The organism is Kitasatospora sp. NPDC085464, assembly GCF_044541955.1.
Classification (GTDB): Bacteria; Actinomycetota; Actinomycetes; order Streptomycetales; family Streptomycetaceae; genus Kitasatospora.
The window spans coordinates 11,814-27,218 of the sequence record NZ_JBITTM010000085.1 but is presented as its reverse complement, the minus strand read 5'-3'; the positions used below and the strand labels follow the sequence as shown (position 1 = coordinate 27,218).

Below are 15,405 nucleotides of genomic sequence, written 5' to 3'. Positions count from 1 at the left end.
CGCGGCCGCGGTGACGTTGGCCGCTGCGGCGAGCTCTGCCGGAGGAGCGAAGCGCCGCTCCTCCTTGAGCAGGTTGGCCAGGCTCTCGTTGCTCATTCTGTGCTCCTCGTGCGTCTTCGTGCGTATCTCGTGGGGGGTCTTCGGGCCGTCACGGCGCCGCCGGCGGCGTCGTCGATCACGGCCCGCAGCAGGCGGTGCGGCTCCCCGGACCGGGTAGACCCGCGGTTCGGTGCGGGGGTGCGGTGACGGGAGGGCGGGCTCGGTGCGCACCGGTGAGGGCACGGACCTCGGAGCGCGCGTCTCAGGACGCGGTGGACCGTGGGCGGTCGGGTGCGCCCGCCCACGGTCCAGCGCCGCTTGCCGCTCACGACAGTTTCATCATACGCTGAAACTAGTTTCCACGCGTGATGAAACTGAGAGTTGATCACAAGCACGCTCACGCAGGAGTGGATCACGGCGTCCGACGGCGTCCGGATCCGCCGAGCCGCAGCTGCTCAGCCCGCTCCCAGAGCTGTACGTGGTCGCACGGCACCGGCAGGACCTGCTGAACATGCCCGCGGTGTCGGCGTCCAAGCAGCTTCGTTCGGAAGCTCACCTCCCGCCCCGGACTGAAAGGCGATCGCCATGACGAGCCACCCCACCAACCCCTCCCAGCCCCCCACCGGACCATCCGGCCTCAGTGCCGGCTCCTGGGTCCTGGAGGCGACCAGGTCATCAGTGGAGATCAAGCACAAGTCGGTGTGGGGGCTGGCCACGGTCAGGGCCGCCTTCACCCGACTCAGTGGAGAAGGCGAGATCGGTCTCGACGGTACCGTGCACGGCACGCTGACCATCGAGGCCGCGTCGATCCGCAGCAAGCAGGCCAAGCTCGACAGCCACCTGCGCTCTGCGGACTTCTTCGACGTCCAGAGGTACCCGACGTTCACCTTCACCGCCACCGGCGTCGTCACCGACCGCGCCGGAACCGCTGAGGTCACCGGCCACCTCACCGTCCTCGGCAGGACCCGCCCGATCACGTTCAGCGCCCGCACCACGTCCGCAGGCCCTGACGAGGTGACCCTCAGCTCCGAGGTCGTCATCGACCGCAACGACTTCGGCATGAGCTGGAACAGGGCCGGAATGATCAAGGGCCTCACCACCGTCACCCTCACCACCCGCTTCACCCGCCGCTAGCGGGGTCCTCCTCCTCGGGACAGCAGGCGTCGCCGATGGCGCCCGCGCACCACCCCGCAGCACTGCCACCGCGTCCGGGGCGCGCCGGACCTCACCCCTTCCCCTCGGCCCCTGGGCCACCGCATCCATTCCGGAGACCGGCATGACCATGCCCTACCTCGCCAATCCCGACCAGCAGCAGACCCTTGAGTGGCTCGGCGGCGGGCTGCTCACCATCCTGCTCGACAGTCAGGCCACCGAAGGAAAGCTCACCGTCGGACTGTTCGACGTCCCCAAGGACGAGGCCCCGCCCTTCCACCTCCACACCCGCGAGGACGAGGTGTTCGTCCTCCTCAAGGGCAATGCGCTGGTGTGGGCCGGCGACGAATGCCACGAACTGTCCGAAGGCGGCGCCATCTACCTGCCCCGCAACATCCCCCACAGCTACCGCATCACCTCCCACCGCGCGGACCTCCTCCTCATCACCACCCCCGGTGGCATCGAGGAGATGTTCCGGCACGCCGGACGCGACATCACCACCCCCCGCCCCGAGGGGTTCGAGCTCAGCAAGGACCGCCTCCGCGAAGCCGCCTCCCTGCACGGCAACGTCATCCTGGGGCCGCCTCGCTGACCACCTACCCACCCGCCGGCAAGCAGCGAATCCACCGATGCCGCGCGCGCCTCCGACCGGGGCGGGACCAAGGACCTGGACAATCCTAGTTCTCGCTGGTCAGAGGCATTTTCTGCGGTACTGACCACCTGCCGGACAGTCAGCTTCGTGAAAGCGCGGGGCCAGAACTGCAACGGTGCCTACCGTGATGGGGCTTCAGCTCTTGGGCTGTGGCCTCGTCGCCCGTAGTGGCTGATTCGGGCCTGGCATTGACGTCGGCGCCAGTGGGACCGGTGGAGAACGTGGAAGATGCTGCGGCGGACGGGCCGGGCGAGGTGGGTGACACCAGCCGGCGGATCCCGGGGATGGTCAGCCGCGTCCGTCCGGCGTGGCGACCTGGCCTGGCCCCCTCTTGAAGCTGCCCGGCCGGCAGGACGGCGAGGCAGGCGTGACAGCCATGGCGAGGGTGATGTGCCGGCACCAGCCCAGATGGCGGCGGACCTGGTAGTCCTCCGGGCCGAACAGCGGCTGACTCGACGGCAGGCGACAGGCGGTACGGCCGAAGTGCTTTTCTCGGTGAGCACCAGGAGCTGTTCGAGCAGGCGCGGGGTGAGCTCCATGGTGACAGCCCTCGGACGGCGTTCGGTTGTCGATCAAGGCCGGCCGACGGTGCTGGGAGCTTCTGGGCTCGGTGCGCGCGCCCCGGGCCCCCCGGTTACGGCAGGGGGTCGACGAGGTAGTGCTGGATGGTAGGGGCGAGGAGTTCGGTGACAGCGTCGGCGGAGAGAGACGCGATGTCGCCGACCTGCCAGATGTAGCGGTTCATGACCATGCCGACGATCTGGGTGGCGATCAGGCTGGCGCGCAGAGTGCGTTCGGCGTCGGGCAGGCTGTGGGAGACGACTTCCAGGACGAGCTCTGAGAACAGCTGCCGCAGGCGTTGCATGGCGGCGGGCTCCTGAGCGGCGGTCAGGATGATGGCGCGCAGGACTTCGGCGGAGGCGGGGTCCTCCCACAGGCGAAGGTTGGCCTGCACGAACGCGCGCCCTCGCTCGTGGAGCGGCCGTTCGGCGGCGGCGGCCACCGCGGCCCCGAACTCCCCGGGGGGCTGCATGACCGCTTCCAGCAGCCCGGGCTTGGTGCGGAAGTAGTAGTGCACCAGGCCGGGGTCGACGCCGGCCTCCACGGCGACCGCACGGAGTGACGTCGCGGCGTATCCGCGAGTGGCGAAGGATCTGCGGGCGGCGGCGAGAATCTTGTCCGCCTGCTCGCCGCGTTCCCCCCGGGGGCCCCGCCCAGTCACCCGCATCACCTTCCGGATCAAGTCGAAGGGGACGGCACCTGCCGCCCACCGCAATTTCATTATACGCTGAAACGAGTCTCCAACGGCTCCCGGGCCCTAACGTTCGAGATGTGCGCCTCGACCCACGAGCGCGGGTAGTTCGCCAATGCGTCCGCAGGCCCCAGCCCGCCATCATCAATGCGCCGGGGTTTTGACGATCGCCCCGACCGTTTGGTCGTTGTCCTGGATGGCGTGGATCAGTTCGCTCTCCGACTCGTACCGGACGGAGATGCCCTTCGCGTACCAGGCGGCCATCGGCTCGGCGACTTCTGCCGGGAGCAGGCCCGCGAACTGCAAACGGGCCGTACCGGGGCCCCACGCCCGGTACGGCCCGCGCTCGCTGTGCTCCGCTCCCCTTTCACCCGCTCCGTGGTGCAGGTTGGTCCGGGTCCGGTCAGCACGGCGGCATCGCACCGCACCACCGTGACCAGGTGGAGGAACCCGCTCTGCTCCGCCTTCGGACGGCCTCGGTGACGGCCGTGCAGCAGCAGCCGTGACCTTCGCCGCGTTCTGCGGCTCCGTGGTCGGGAGCCGCAGAACGTGGGGGCCACTCCAACAGGAGTCAGACGGCCAACGCGCTCGCATCCAGAGAGCGGTCAGGCTGCCTACCTTGAGGCAGGGGATGCGGAACAGGACGCTGGTCGACGGGTAGGTGGCAGGGTAGGTGGCCGCCGCGACCGTCGTGACGCCGCCGGATCAGTGGGTGACCCAGGGCGCGTACAGGCCGCCCTGCTTGGTGGAGGCGGTGCCGTCGGCCACGACCCCGATCAGCGGCCCGTGCGTGGAATCGGTGGCCACCGCCACCGACGTCGCGTCGGGCGACCATTCGGTGACCCAACCCGCGTACAGGCCGCCCTGCTTGGCCGAGGCCGTGCCGTCGGCCACGACCCCGATCAGCGGGCCGTTGGTGGGGTCGGTGGCCACCGCCACCGACGTCACGTCGGGCGACCATTCGGTGACCCAACCCGTCGCGCTCACGCCGCCCTGCTTGGCGACGGCGGTGCCGTCTTGCACGGCCGCGATCAGCGGGCCGTTGGTGGAGTCGGCCGCCAGCGCGATCGACGTGACGCCGCCGGACCGTTCGGTGACCCAGTTCGTGTCGCCCGGGGCCACGACCCCGGCGGAGAAGGTGCCGTCGGCCACGACCCCGATCACCTGGCCGTGGGTGGAATCGCCGGCTACCGCCACCGAGGTCACACCGCCGGACCATGCGGGGGCCCAGACCGTGTGGATGACGTCGCCCATCTTGGTGTAGGCGTTGCCGTTCTGGATGGCCGCGATCGCATTGCCGTGGCCGGGGTCGTCGGCCACCGCGATCGACGTGACGCCGCCGATCAATTCGGGCCACCAGTAGGTGCCGTTGGTCATCCAGCTTGCGTCGTCCGTGTAGGGGTTTCCTCCGAGGTAGTTCACGTACATGTCGCCGTCGGCCAGGACCCCCACGATCAGGCCGTTCTGGTCGGTGGCGACCGCGATCTGAGTCACCCCGGTGAAGGGCAGCTGGATCCACCCGCTGGAGGCGGTGTAGACGGAGGCGCGGCCGCTGGAGGAGACGTAGCCCGTCAGGCCCTCGGCTACCGAGATCTGCGTCCAGCTGTCACGGTTGACGGCCGATGCCCAGGGATTGGTCAGGCTCCCCTGATTGACGTAGCCGCGACCGTTGGCCACGACCCCGATCAACGGGCCGCCGGTGGGGTCGGTGGCCACCGCGACCGATGTCGCGGCGTGGGCCTCCTGTATCACCCATCCCGCGTTCAGGTCGCGCGTCTTGACCGAGGCGGTGCCGTTCTGCACGACCCCGATCAGCGGGCCGTTGGTGGGGTCGGTGGCCACCGCGACCGACGTGACGCCGCCGGACGATTCGGTGACCGCGCTCGCGCGCACGCCGCCCTGCTTGGCGTAGGCGGTGCCGTTCTGCACGGCCGCGATCAGCGGGCCGTTGGTGGGGTCGGTGGCCACCGCGACCGACGTGACGTTGGACCATTCGTTGACCCAGTCGGTCGCGCGCACGCCGCCCTGCTTCGCGACGGCGGTGCCGTTCTGCACGGCCGCGATCAGCGGGCCGTTGGTGGGGTCGGTGGCCACCGCGACCGACGTGACGCCGCCGGACAATTCGGTGACCCAGCCCGCGTACAGCCCGCCCTGCTTGGCGTAGGCGGTGCCGTTCTGCACGACCCCGATCAGCGGGCCGTTGGTGGGGTCGGTGGCCACCGCGACCGACGTGACGCCGGACGCCATTTCGGCAACCCAGTTCCCCTTGCCGGTCAGGCCACTGACGTTGCCTCGGTAGGCGTAGGCGGTGCCGTTGACGAGGATCGCCACGAGAGGGCCGTTGGTGGGGTCGCTGGCGACCGCGATCCGACTCACCCCGGCGTAGGGCAGCTGGATCCGCGAGCCGGAACCCTCCTGGACCCAGGCATTGCCGCTCGGATCCACTTCACCCACAACCGCGCCGTTGGTCCCGTCACTGGCGACCGAAATCTGCTTCGCGGGGTTGTTGTTGGACACCGGCGCCACCGCCGCCACCGCGGCCCCCGACGGAAGCGCCACCAGCCCCGCCGCGGCCGACACCACGGTCAGCAGGCGCGCAGCACCTGCGCGCAACCGTGGCACCGCGGGCGATCCGCTATCAGCTCTCGTGAACATCCATATTCTCCATTCCTGATCGATGTACGGGCCGACGACCAGCCGGCCCGAAAACCTCACCGCACACGCATGACTGAGCCTCGATGGCGACGCGCCGGCACCGGATGGACCGAGAAGTTCCAGAACCCGGCCGGCATTTGCGTCTATGCCGTGGACGGCGTGAACGAGCGGCGCACCGCCGGCGAGGCCGTTGCCTTGGCCCCCGGCGTGCCGTCGGCCAAGGCGGCCATCCGGTGTTGCGGCACCGGCCGCCTCCGACACCAGCTCCTAATTTCATCACCTATGGAAACCAGTTTCATCATATGATGAAACTGCTGCGGGCAGCAACTGGCCGGACTGGCACGGATGGTGATACGGCGTGAGCGGACTGGGCCCCGCGGAACGTGGCGAGCAGGCAAACGAGACCACCGCAGCGCGCAGATCCGTCGTCCCCGCACTCCACCCGATGAGCAGCCGCGTCCTGCGACTCCGTGGTCGGGAGTCGCAGGACGCAGGGGTTGTTGCGCTCCGGTACGAGTTAAGACGGCCGACGCACCTACTTCCCGGGTGCGATCGGGCTGCCTACCCGGGGTGCGGGCTGCGGCACAGGACGCTGATCGACGGGCCGTGGGTGGGATCGGTGGCCACCGCGACCGACGTGACGCCGCCGGACCGTTCGGCGCCCCCGTTGCCCGCGCTGGTCAGCCCACCGGCGCTGCCCTGGTAGGCGTAGGCGGTGCCGTTGACGAGGATCGCCACGAGAGGGCCGTTGGTGGGGTCGCTGGCGACCGCGATCCGACTCACCCCGGTGTACGGCAGCTGGATCCGCGAGCCGGAACCCTCCTGGACCCAGGCATTGCCGCTCGGATCCACTTCACCCACAACCGCGCCGTTGGTCCCGTCACTGGCGACCGAAATCTGCTTCGCGGGGTTGCTGTTGGACACCGCCGCCACCGCGACCCCCGACGGGAACGCCGCCGGCCCTGTCGCAACCGACACCACGGCCAGCAGTCTCGCCGTACCGGCGCGCAATCGAGGCGCCGCCGCGGGCGACCCGCTACCAGCTCTCCCACCGCCTGCCGAGGCCCGGCCCGCCGGCTTCACCCAAACGGTGACCGGTCACGGTGCCGATCGTCGCCGGCCATCCCGAGGCCGGTCGGGATCGGCCGGGTCGATCTGCATCACCACCGCCTTGGGCTCGGTGAAGAACTCCCGGCTGAACGTGCCCCCCTCGCGCCCGATCCCGGAGTCACCGACACCGCCGAAGGGGGCCCGCAGGTCCCGTACGAAGAAACAGTCCACCCAGACCGTGCCCGCCCGGAGCGCCGCCGCGACCCGGTGGGCACGGTGCAGGTTCTCGGTGAACAGCATCGCATTGAGCCCGTACGGCGTGTCGTTGGCGAGTTCGATCACCTCGGTTTCGGTGGCGAACGGGATCACGACGACCACCGGTCCGAAGATCTCCTCCCGGACGTGCCGGGCGGTGGGGGCCATGCCGGTGACGACGGTGGGGCGTACGGTCCAGCCTTCGCCCCGACCACCGGTGCGGAGCGTGCCGCCCTGTTGGGCGATGGCGTCCACGTAGCCGGCGACCTTGGCGTGGTGCTCGGCGGAGGCCAGGGGTCCGATCTGGGTGGCCGGATGTTTGGGGTCGCCGATGACCATGGCGTCCGCCGCCGCGACGAACCGGGTGAGGAACTCGTCGTAGACCTCCCGCTGGACGAACAACCGGGAGCCGGCCAGGCACACCTGGCCCGAGTTGGTGTACACGGCGCGGATCGACCACTCGACGGCGTTCTCCAGGTCCGCGTCGGCGAAGACGATGTTCGCTCCCTTGCCTCCGAGTTCGAGGCTGACCGGGGTGAGGTTGCGGGCGCCGGCGGCGGCGATGACGCGGCCGGTGCCCGACTCGCCGGTGAAGGTGATCCGGTCCACGGCCGGGTGCTCGGTGAGGGCCTGGCCGACCGAGTCGGGGCCGTACCCGTGGACGACGTTGAACACGCCCGGGGGCATGCCCGCTTCCAGGGCCAGCCGCGCCATGAGCGTGGCCGAGACGGGGGTGTCCTCGGCCGGCTTGAGCACCACCGTGTTGCCCCAGGCGAGGGCCGGTGCGACCTTCCAGGACTCCAGCATCATCGGGAAGTTCCACGGCGCGATCGCCGCGACGACCCCGGCCGGGTCGAAGCGGGTGTAAGCGTGATGGCCGGTGTCCATCGGGTAGCTCTCGGAGGTGGAGAGCCTCGCGTGATCGGCGAAGAAACGGAAGTTCGCCGCTGTGCGCGGTACGTCGTTGCCCTGTGACTGGGTGATCGGCTTGCCCATGTCCCGGGTGTCCGCCTGGGCCAGTTCCTCCGCGTTCTGCTCGATCAGGTCCGCGAGGCGGTGAAGGATCCGGCCGCGCTCCGCCGTGCCCATGCGCGGCCAGGGGCCGTCGTCGAAGGCGCGGCGGGCCGCTCCCACCGCGCGGTCGGCGTCGGCACTGTCGCCGAGGGCGGCCTCCGCCCAGGGCCGACGGGTGTAGGGGTCGGTGGAAGTGAACGTGGCGCCCGAGAGCGAGGCCGTTTCCTCGCCGCCGATCACGTGACCGTAGAACTCCATCAGCGGGTCCCTTCCCCGGTCGTGGTCGCCGCTTCCCGCTCGGCGATAGTGACGTCCCCGGCCGCCCAGTGGGTCTTCGGCAGTTCCCGGACGGCCACGCGGACGCTGCTCCGCGGTACGTCCAGAGCCTGGACCACCGCCCCGGTGAGCTCGTGGATCAGGAACCGGATGTCCCCGGGGGTCCGCCCCTGGACCATCGTCACTTCGATCAGCGGCATGTCAGCCTCCCGTGAGGTGGAGTGAACCGAGGTGGGTGAAGTGCACCGCGACGGTGGTGCCGGGCGGTGCGGGTACGGCATCGGTCATGCCGCCGGTGAGCACGAGCCAGCCGGGCTCGATCGCCAGGCCCCGGCGGCCGAGCTCGTTGGCGGCCAGGGCCAGGGCCTCGGCGGGGTGCCCCTGAACAGCGGCGCCGGTGGCGCTGTCCACGACCTGGCCGTCGACCTCGACCAGGCAGGCTTCCATCGCCAGGTCCAGCGTCTCGGGCGGCATGCCCACCGGGCCGGTGAGGAACCGGCCGGAGGAGGCGTTGTCGGCGACCACGTCCGACAGGGTGAAGCGGAAGTCTCGGTAGCGGCTGTCGATCACCTCGATACCGCCGTGCACCGAGCCGACCGCGGCCAGAGCGGTGGCCGCGGTGACACCGGGGCCGGCCAGCCGGTCCTTCATCACGAACACGATCTCCGGTTCGGCGCGCGGGTGGATAAGCCGGTCGTGCGGGACGGGGGCTCCGGCCGGCAGCAGCATGCCGTCGGTGAGCCAGGCGGTCAGGGGCGCTGCGACACCCATCCGCTCCTGTTTGGCACGCGAGGTCAGGCCCAGCTTGATGCCCACGATGTGCTCTCCCCGGTCGAGCCGGCGGCGCAGTGTCTCGCCCTGGACCGCGTAGGCGGTGTCCAGGTCGAGTCCGGGCCAATCGTCGGTGATCGGAGCACGGTCGGTGCGGTGGTCCTCGGCCGCCAGCAGGACCGCGGCGGCGCGGTCGGTGTCCCAGCTCATCGGCCGGCCCCCGCCTTCTGGCGCTCCTCGGCCAGTCTCAACGCGATGTCGATGATCATGTCCTCCTGGCCGCCGACGTATCCGGCCTCGCCGACCTGCTGGAGGATCTCGTGCGCGGGGACCCCGTAGCGTTCCGCGGCCCGTTCGGCGTGCAGCAGGAAGCTGGAGTAGACGCCCGCGTAGCCCTGCATGATCGAGGCACGGTCCATCCACGGCAGCCGGGGGATGAACGGCCTGACCACGTCCTGCGCGGCGGCCAGGGCGAGGTCGACGTCCAGCCCGGTGGGGATGCCCAGGCGTTCGAAGGTGGCCGCGAGCACCTCAGTCGGCGCGTTTCCGGCGCCGGCGCCGAGTGCGCACAGGGCACCGTCGATCTGACGGGCACCGCTGCGGTAGGCGAGCACCGAGTTGGCGACGCCGAGCGAGAGGTTCTGGTGGCCGTGGAAGCCGACCTGGGCCTCGGCCCCGATCTCCTGCACCAGGGCCTCGACCCGGGTCTGCGCGTCGCTCAGTATCAGCGCGCCGGCCGAGTCGACGACGTAGACGCACTGGGCGCCGGCGTCGACCATGGTCCGCGCCTGCGCCGCGAGTTCCGCGGGGCCGACTCGGTGCGAGAGCATCAGGAAGCCGACCGTCTCCATGCCCAACTCGCGGGCCGCGGCGAAGTGCTGGGCGGACGTGTCGGCCTCGGTGCAGTGGGTGGCGATCCGGGCCACACCAGCGCCGACGGCATGGGCACGCTTCAGGTCGGTGACCGTGCCGACGCCGGGCAGCAGCAGCACGGCGATCTTCGCCCGGGTCGCCTCGTCGACGGCAGCCTCGATCAGCCGGATCTCGTCCACGGCGGAGAAGCCGTAGTTGAAGCTGGAGCCGCCGAGGCCGTCACCGTGAGCCACCTCGATGACGTCGACGCCGGCCTGGTCGAGGGCGTGCACGACACCGCGCACCTGGTCCTCGGAGAACCGGTGCCGCATGGCGTGCGAACCGTCCCTGAGGGTGGAGTCGGTGATCCGCAGCTCACGCGGCTGCTGGGTGTTGGCGAGGGTGGTCATGAAGTCACCGCCGTGGTCCGGACGGCCGCCAGCCGCTCACCGACGCGAGCGGCCGCCGCCGTCATGATGTCCAGGTTTCCTGCCCAGGGCGGCAGGTGGTCGCCCCGGCCGCGCACCTCCAGGAAGACGGCGACCCGGGCCCGCCCCTTCCATTCGAGGCGCGGATCGTCGAACTGGGGGTCCGCCCGGAGCCGGTAGCCCGGGACGTACGCGGCCACTTCGCCGACCATGCGCACGACGGACTCGTTGATGGCGTCCCGGTCGGCGTCCTCCGGAATGGCGCAGAACACCGTGTCGCGCATGACCATCGGTGGGTCGACCGGGTTGAGGATGATGATCGCCTTGCCCTTGCCTGCGCCGCCGACCCGCTCGATGGCGTGGGAAGTGGTCTCGGTGAACTCGTCGATGTTCGCGCGGGTTCCGGGTCCGGCCGACCGGGAGGCGATCGACGCGACGATCTCCGCGTACTCGACCGGGACAACGCGGGAGACCGCGTGCACGATCGGGAGAGTGGCCTGCCCGCCGCAGGTGATCATGTTGATGTCGGGCGCGTCCAGGTGCTCTTCCAGGTTCACCGCCGGGCAGACGAGCGGGCCGACGGCAGCCGGGGTCAGGTCGATCGCCTGGATGCCCGCCGCGGCGTAGCGCGCCGCGTTCGCGATGTGTGCCTTCGCCGAGGTCGCCTCGAACACCAGCTGCGGTGGTTCGGCACGCGTCAGCAGCCAGTCCACGCCTCCCGCGGAGGTCTCCAGGCCCAGGTCGCGGGCCCGGGCCAGTCCCTCCGATGCCGGGTCGACGCCGACCATGTACCGGACCTCGACCGTCGCACTGTGCATCAGCTTGGCGAGCAGGTCGGTGCCGATGTTGCCCGGGCCGACGATGGCTGCGGTCACCTTGCTCATGAACTCTCCTCGGTGAAGCGGGCCGTGACGCTGCCGATACCAGCGAAGGCGGCGGTGACGGTGTCACCGGCGCCGACGGGGACGGAGGCGGTGATGGAACCCGGCAGCACGACGTGTCCCGCTTCCAGGACCACACCGCGTGCGCCGACGGTGTTGGCCAGCCAGACCAGTGAGGTCAGGGGCGAGCCGAGGACCGCGCCGCTCGCGCCGGTGCCGACCAGGTCACCGTTGCGGTGCATCGTGCAGCCCGCGAGCCGGAGATCGACGTCCGTCAGCCGGGCCGGGGTACTGCCGAGGACGACGCCGCCGGAGGAGGCGTTGTCCGCAACGGTGTCGACGATCCCGATGCGCCAGTCGCGGATGCGCGAGTCGATCACTTCCAGCGCGGGGAGGACGAAGTCCACGGCCGCGGCGGCCTCCGCGACCGTGACTCCCGGTCCGGCCAGGGGACGTTCGAGCACGAAGGCGATCTCCGGCTCGACCCGCGGCTGCAGGAACCGTGCGGCCGGCACGGGGGCGTTCTCCAGCCAGAACATGTCGTCCAGCAGGTGACCGTAGTCCGGCTGGTCCACACCCAACTGCCGTTGCATGGCGGGGGACGACAGCCCGACCTTGTGGCCCTTGATCCGCGCGCCGCCGGCGACCCGACGGCGGATCTGCAGCAGCTGTATCTCGTAGGCGTCCGCGAGCGTCAGGCCGTGGTGCGTGCCCGCGAGCGGTTCGACCGGAACCCGGCTGTGGTGGGCGGCGAGGAGAGCGTCCGCCACCTCGCTCAGGAGTGCTGCGGTCATGACGGCACCCCCTCGGCCTGCCCCGCCGGGAGTGCGGCGACATCCGTCATGACGATCTCCGATCGGGTCGGTGCGGGTCTGTCGAGTGCGCCGCCTGCCGCGTCCGGGCAGACCGCACTCTCAAACTGTGTACACTTTCGCCCAGCGAAGTCAATACTTGGTCGACCTATTGACTAGGGACGAAACTGTATGCACTGTGTTCCAGCAAGCCGCCAGTACCAAGCTGGCCTCCCCACTTCAGCGTGCTGGCGCCCCTGCTCCCGAATCGTGGCGCGGCAAACAATTGATGCCTGGAGTTCGTATGTCCGTATGGAACCTGGTGACCTGCCGGGCCGAGGAGCCTGGAGCTGCGTCGTTCGTCGCCGCCGCCGACACCGAGGGACGGGTTCGACGCCACCCGGTACTGGCGCGGTATCCCGACGTGGGGGCGGCGCTGCAGGACTGGGCAGAACTGGAGCCGGTCCTGCGCGCCTGGCAACCCTCCGAGGGCGAACTCCTCGAAGCGGTAGACCTGTTGGCACCTCTGCCACGTCCGGGCAAGCTGGTCTTCGCCGGCGCCAACTACCACGACCACCTGCGGGAAATGGGCGTCGGGACGCCACCCGACGGCATGGAACCGTACTTCTTCCTGCTCCCGCCGACGGCGATCGTCGGACCCGGAGGAACCGTCTCCATCCCCGGTGACCCTGCGGCCCGCGTGGACTGGGAGGCCGAACTCGGCGTGGTGATCGGGCGACGGGCCCACCGGCTGCCGGCGGAGCGGGCGCTGGAGGCCGTCGCGGGCTACACCATCGTCAACGACGTCTCGGCGCGCGGCCTGCACGCCCGACCGAACCCGCTGGCACCCCCGTTCGCCTACGACTGGCTCGCGTCCAAGGGGCGCGACACCTTCACGCCGATCGGCCCCGGGGTGACGCCGTCCTGGTTCGTCACCGATCCGCAGGCACTGCCCATCCGGCTGTGGCGCAACGACGTGCTGGAACAGGACGGCAGCACCAAGGACATGATCTTCTCCGTAGCGCAGCTCGTCTCGGCCGCCAGCGCGCTGATGACGCTGGAGCCGGGCGACGTGATCGCCACCGGTACCCCCGCCGGTGTCGGGGCCGCCAAGGGACTCGCCCTCAAGGGCGGCGACCGGCTGCGCATCCGGATCGAACCGCTCGGCGTACTCGACAACGACGTCCGGCAGGCCGGACCGACTCTCGCCTTCGCGCCCTCGAACACTGTGGAGCAGGGATGACCAGCATCGCGGACCCGAACCGCGCAGCCGGCGCAGCGGATCTCGCGCCGCTGTTCGCGCCGCTGCGCCTCGGCGGACGGACGGCCCGAAATCGGATCGTGCACGCGCCGATGTCCGTCGGCTACGCCGACCCGGACGGTACCGTGACCGATCGCGAGATCGAGCACTACGCCCGCCGTGCCCAGGGTGGCGCCGGCGTGGTGATCACGGAGAACTTCGCGATCAGCGTCGCGGGCCGGCAGATGCCGTTGCAGACCCTGGCGAGCGACGATGAGCAGCTGCCCGGGCTGAGGCGGCTGGCTGCCGAGATCCGCAGGCACGGCGCCCTGGCGATCGTGCAGCTCGTACACGCCGGCCGGTACGCGGGGCCCTGGGAGGAGTACGGGAGCCGTCCACGCCTCGCCCCGTCCGCGATCCCCTTCGAGCTCACACCGGGCCGAGTGGTCACCCCGCAGGAGATCGCGCCGGAGGAGATCGAGGAGACCGTCGACGCCTTCGTCCGGGCCGCCAGGCTGTGCGAGCGCGCCGGGTTCGACGGTGTGGACATCCACGCGGCGCAGGGCTTCCTGCTCTCCGGTTTCCTCTCCCCGCGCACAAACCGGCGCACCGATCAGTGGGGCGGCGACTTCGAGGGGCGGACCCGGCTCGTGCTGGAGGTGGTGCGCCGGGCCGCCGCGAGCACCGGTTCGGATTTCGCGGTCGGAGTGCACCTGCTCAGCGACGAGCGCGTGGAGGGCGGGTGGAGCCTGGAGGACGCCGTGCGGCTGGCTCCGCTACTGGAGGACGCGGGGGCCGCCTTCCTGTTCGCGGTCCCCGCCACGTTCGAGACCATGCGGCTTCCGCGCAATGCGGACGTACTCGGGGAGCCGGGCTACTCGGTGCACGACTCGGAGGCATTGCAGCATGCGGTGCGGATCCCCGTGGTGGCCAACGGCGGTCTGGGCGATCCCCGGGAGGCGGCGCGGGTTCTCCGGGCGCAGCAGGCGCAGGCAGTGGGACTGGCCCGGCCGCTCTTCGTGGATCCCGACTGGCCGCGCAAGGTGGAGGCCGGCGCCGCCGACACCCTGCGCACCTGCCGCTGCGAGACGTCGCTGTGCCTGCGCACCCAGTTGACCGGCTCGCTCTGCGAGCGCTGGCCGGACAGCGCCCGGGCGCGCGGCTACCTCGGGTACGACGAGAGGACCACGCCGTGATCACCCTGACCGACATCGCCTACGTGCGCTCGGGTGTCGAAGACCTGGAAGGCGCCGTCCGGTTCGCCGGTGACATCGTCGGCCTCGAAGTGGTCGACTCCGACGAGCCTGGGGTGGCGCACCTGCGAGCCGACCCCCGGGGTCACTGCCTCACCTTCGTCCAGGGGCGCTCCGGCGTCATCGCCTCCGGCTTCACCGTCGCCGGGCGCGACGCCCTGGCCGCCGCGGAGAGCGACCTGGAGAAGCAGGGCCTGCGGGTCGAACGCGGCGATCCGGCGGGGGCACGCTCCCGCGGGGTCTCGGAGTACATCGCCTTCGACGACCCCTTCGGCAACCGCATAGAACTGGCCGCGGCGCAGTACCGTTCCGCGGAACCGTTGCGGCACACCCGCGACGCGGGGATCACCGAGTTCGGGCACCTGTGCCTGGACGCGCCGGATGTGCACGAGGCCCACCGGTTCTGGTCCACGACGTTCAATGCGCGCGTGTCGGACTGGGTCGGCGACCGCGCGTGCCTGATGCGCATCGACCCCGTACATCACAAGCTCGCCGTGTTCCGGGGCGAGCAGGCCGGCCTCTGTCACATCAACTTCCAGGTCGACTCGCTCGATGCGCTCATGCGCAACTGGCACTACTTGACCGACCGCGGTGTGGAGATCGTCATGGGGCCGGGACGGCACCCCACCTCCGGCTCGGTGTTCCTCTACTTCCGCGGCCCCGAGAACCTCACCTACGAGTACGCGGTCGGCGGGCGGCTCATCGAGGCCGACACGGCGTGGATCCCGCGCGTGTTCGACCCCGAGCTGCCCTCGTCCCTCGACACGTGGCGCGGCCGGGTGGCGCCCACGACCCGGCAGCGCCAACTGCCCCGTACGGCGCGCAGCGCTGCGTCGTAGCCGCC

General features: G+C 70.6%; 15 protein-coding genes. 5 read left to right on the top strand and 10 right to left on the bottom strand.

The window, feature by feature from the left end:
- The first annotated feature begins 624 nt into the window (after window positions 1-624).
- On the top strand, window positions 625-1,173 hold the full coding sequence (locus ACIGG8_RS41345) for a YceI family protein (protein WP_396553734.1): 549 nt from the start codon (window positions 625-627) through the stop codon (window positions 1,171-1,173).
- A 142-nt stretch (window positions 1,174-1,315) separates the two neighbouring features.
- The gene (locus tag ACIGG8_RS41340) at window positions 1,316-1,783 is read left to right on the top strand and encodes a cupin domain-containing protein (protein ID WP_396553733.1); all 468 of its coding nucleotides are present in this window, start codon (window positions 1,316-1,318) and stop codon (window positions 1,781-1,783) included.
- A 694-nt stretch (window positions 1,784-2,477) separates the two neighbouring features.
- On the opposite strand, the gene ACIGG8_RS41335 is transcribed toward ACIGG8_RS41340, so the two are convergent.
- The 10 genes from ACIGG8_RS41335 to ACIGG8_RS41290 form a co-directional block, all read right to left on the bottom strand.
- Entirely contained in the window at window positions 2,478-3,065 is a 588-nt protein-coding gene (locus tag ACIGG8_RS41335) for a TetR family transcriptional regulator (protein WP_396553732.1), read from the bottom strand.
- Between the two features lie 174 nt (window positions 3,066-3,239).
- Entirely contained in the window at window positions 3,240-3,401 is a 162-nt protein-coding gene (locus tag ACIGG8_RS41330) for a hypothetical protein (protein ID WP_396553731.1), read from the bottom strand.
- A 399-nt stretch (window positions 3,402-3,800) separates the two neighbouring features.
- The gene (locus tag ACIGG8_RS41325) at window positions 3,801-6,011 is read right to left on the bottom strand and encodes a hypothetical protein (RefSeq protein WP_396553730.1); all 2,211 of its coding nucleotides are present in this window, start codon (window positions 6,009-6,011) and stop codon (window positions 3,801-3,803) included.
- Window positions 6,012-6,311: 300 nt separating this feature from the next.
- Entirely contained in the window at window positions 6,312-6,674 is a 363-nt protein-coding gene (locus tag ACIGG8_RS41320) for a hypothetical protein (protein WP_396553729.1), read from the bottom strand.
- Window positions 6,675-6,848: 174 nt separating this feature from the next.
- A complete protein-coding gene (locus ACIGG8_RS41315) occupies window positions 6,849-8,327 on the bottom strand; it encodes an aldehyde dehydrogenase (protein WP_396553728.1) in 1,479 nt (492 codons plus the stop codon).
- Window positions 8,327-8,545 carry a tautomerase family protein gene (locus ACIGG8_RS41310; protein ID WP_396553727.1) on the bottom strand — a complete coding sequence of 73 codons (219 nt, stop codon included), beginning with the start codon at window positions 8,543-8,545 and terminating at the stop codon, window positions 8,327-8,329. The genes ACIGG8_RS41315 and ACIGG8_RS41310 overlap by 1 nt, the downstream gene beginning before the upstream one ends.
- A 1-nt stretch (window position 8,546) precedes the next feature.
- Window positions 8,547-9,326, bottom strand: coding sequence for a 2-keto-4-pentenoate hydratase (locus tag ACIGG8_RS41305; protein WP_396553726.1), 780 nt, complete (start codon window positions 9,324-9,326; stop codon window positions 8,547-8,549).
- Window positions 9,323-10,378 carry a 4-hydroxy-2-oxovalerate aldolase gene (gene dmpG / locus ACIGG8_RS41300; protein ID WP_396553725.1) on the bottom strand — a complete coding sequence of 352 codons (1,056 nt, stop codon included), beginning with the start codon at window positions 10,376-10,378 and terminating at the stop codon, window positions 9,323-9,325. Before dmpG ends, ACIGG8_RS41305 begins: the two co-directional genes overlap by 4 nt.
- Complete coding sequence (locus ACIGG8_RS41295; protein ID WP_396553724.1) at window positions 10,375-11,280, bottom strand: acetaldehyde dehydrogenase (acetylating); 906 nt, start codon at window positions 11,278-11,280, stop codon at window positions 10,375-10,377. The genes dmpG and ACIGG8_RS41295 overlap by 4 nt, the downstream gene beginning before the upstream one ends.
- The gene (locus tag ACIGG8_RS41290) at window positions 11,277-12,071 is read right to left on the bottom strand and encodes a 2-keto-4-pentenoate hydratase (protein ID WP_396553723.1); all 795 of its coding nucleotides are present in this window, start codon (window positions 12,069-12,071) and stop codon (window positions 11,277-11,279) included. Before ACIGG8_RS41290 ends, ACIGG8_RS41295 begins: the two co-directional genes overlap by 4 nt.
- Window positions 12,072-12,372: 301 nt before the next feature.
- Here ACIGG8_RS41290 and ACIGG8_RS41285 point away from each other — a divergent pair, with 301 nt between their 5' ends.
- The 3 genes from ACIGG8_RS41285 to ACIGG8_RS41275 are packed head-to-tail and all read left to right on the top strand — an operon-like array spanning window position 12,373 to window position 15,400.
- Entirely contained in the window at window positions 12,373-13,311 is a 939-nt protein-coding gene (locus tag ACIGG8_RS41285) for a fumarylacetoacetate hydrolase family protein (protein ID WP_396553722.1), read from the top strand.
- A complete protein-coding gene (locus tag ACIGG8_RS41280) occupies window positions 13,308-14,504 on the top strand; it encodes an NADH:flavin oxidoreductase (RefSeq protein WP_396553721.1) in 1,197 nt (398 codons plus the stop codon). The genes ACIGG8_RS41285 and ACIGG8_RS41280 overlap by 4 nt, the downstream gene beginning before the upstream one ends.
- Window positions 14,501-15,400: a VOC family protein gene (locus ACIGG8_RS41275; protein ID WP_396553720.1), complete on the top strand. Its 900-nt coding sequence runs from the start codon at window positions 14,501-14,503 to the stop codon at window positions 15,398-15,400. Before ACIGG8_RS41280 ends, ACIGG8_RS41275 begins: the two co-directional genes overlap by 4 nt.
- Window positions 15,401-15,405 lie beyond the last annotated feature (5 nt).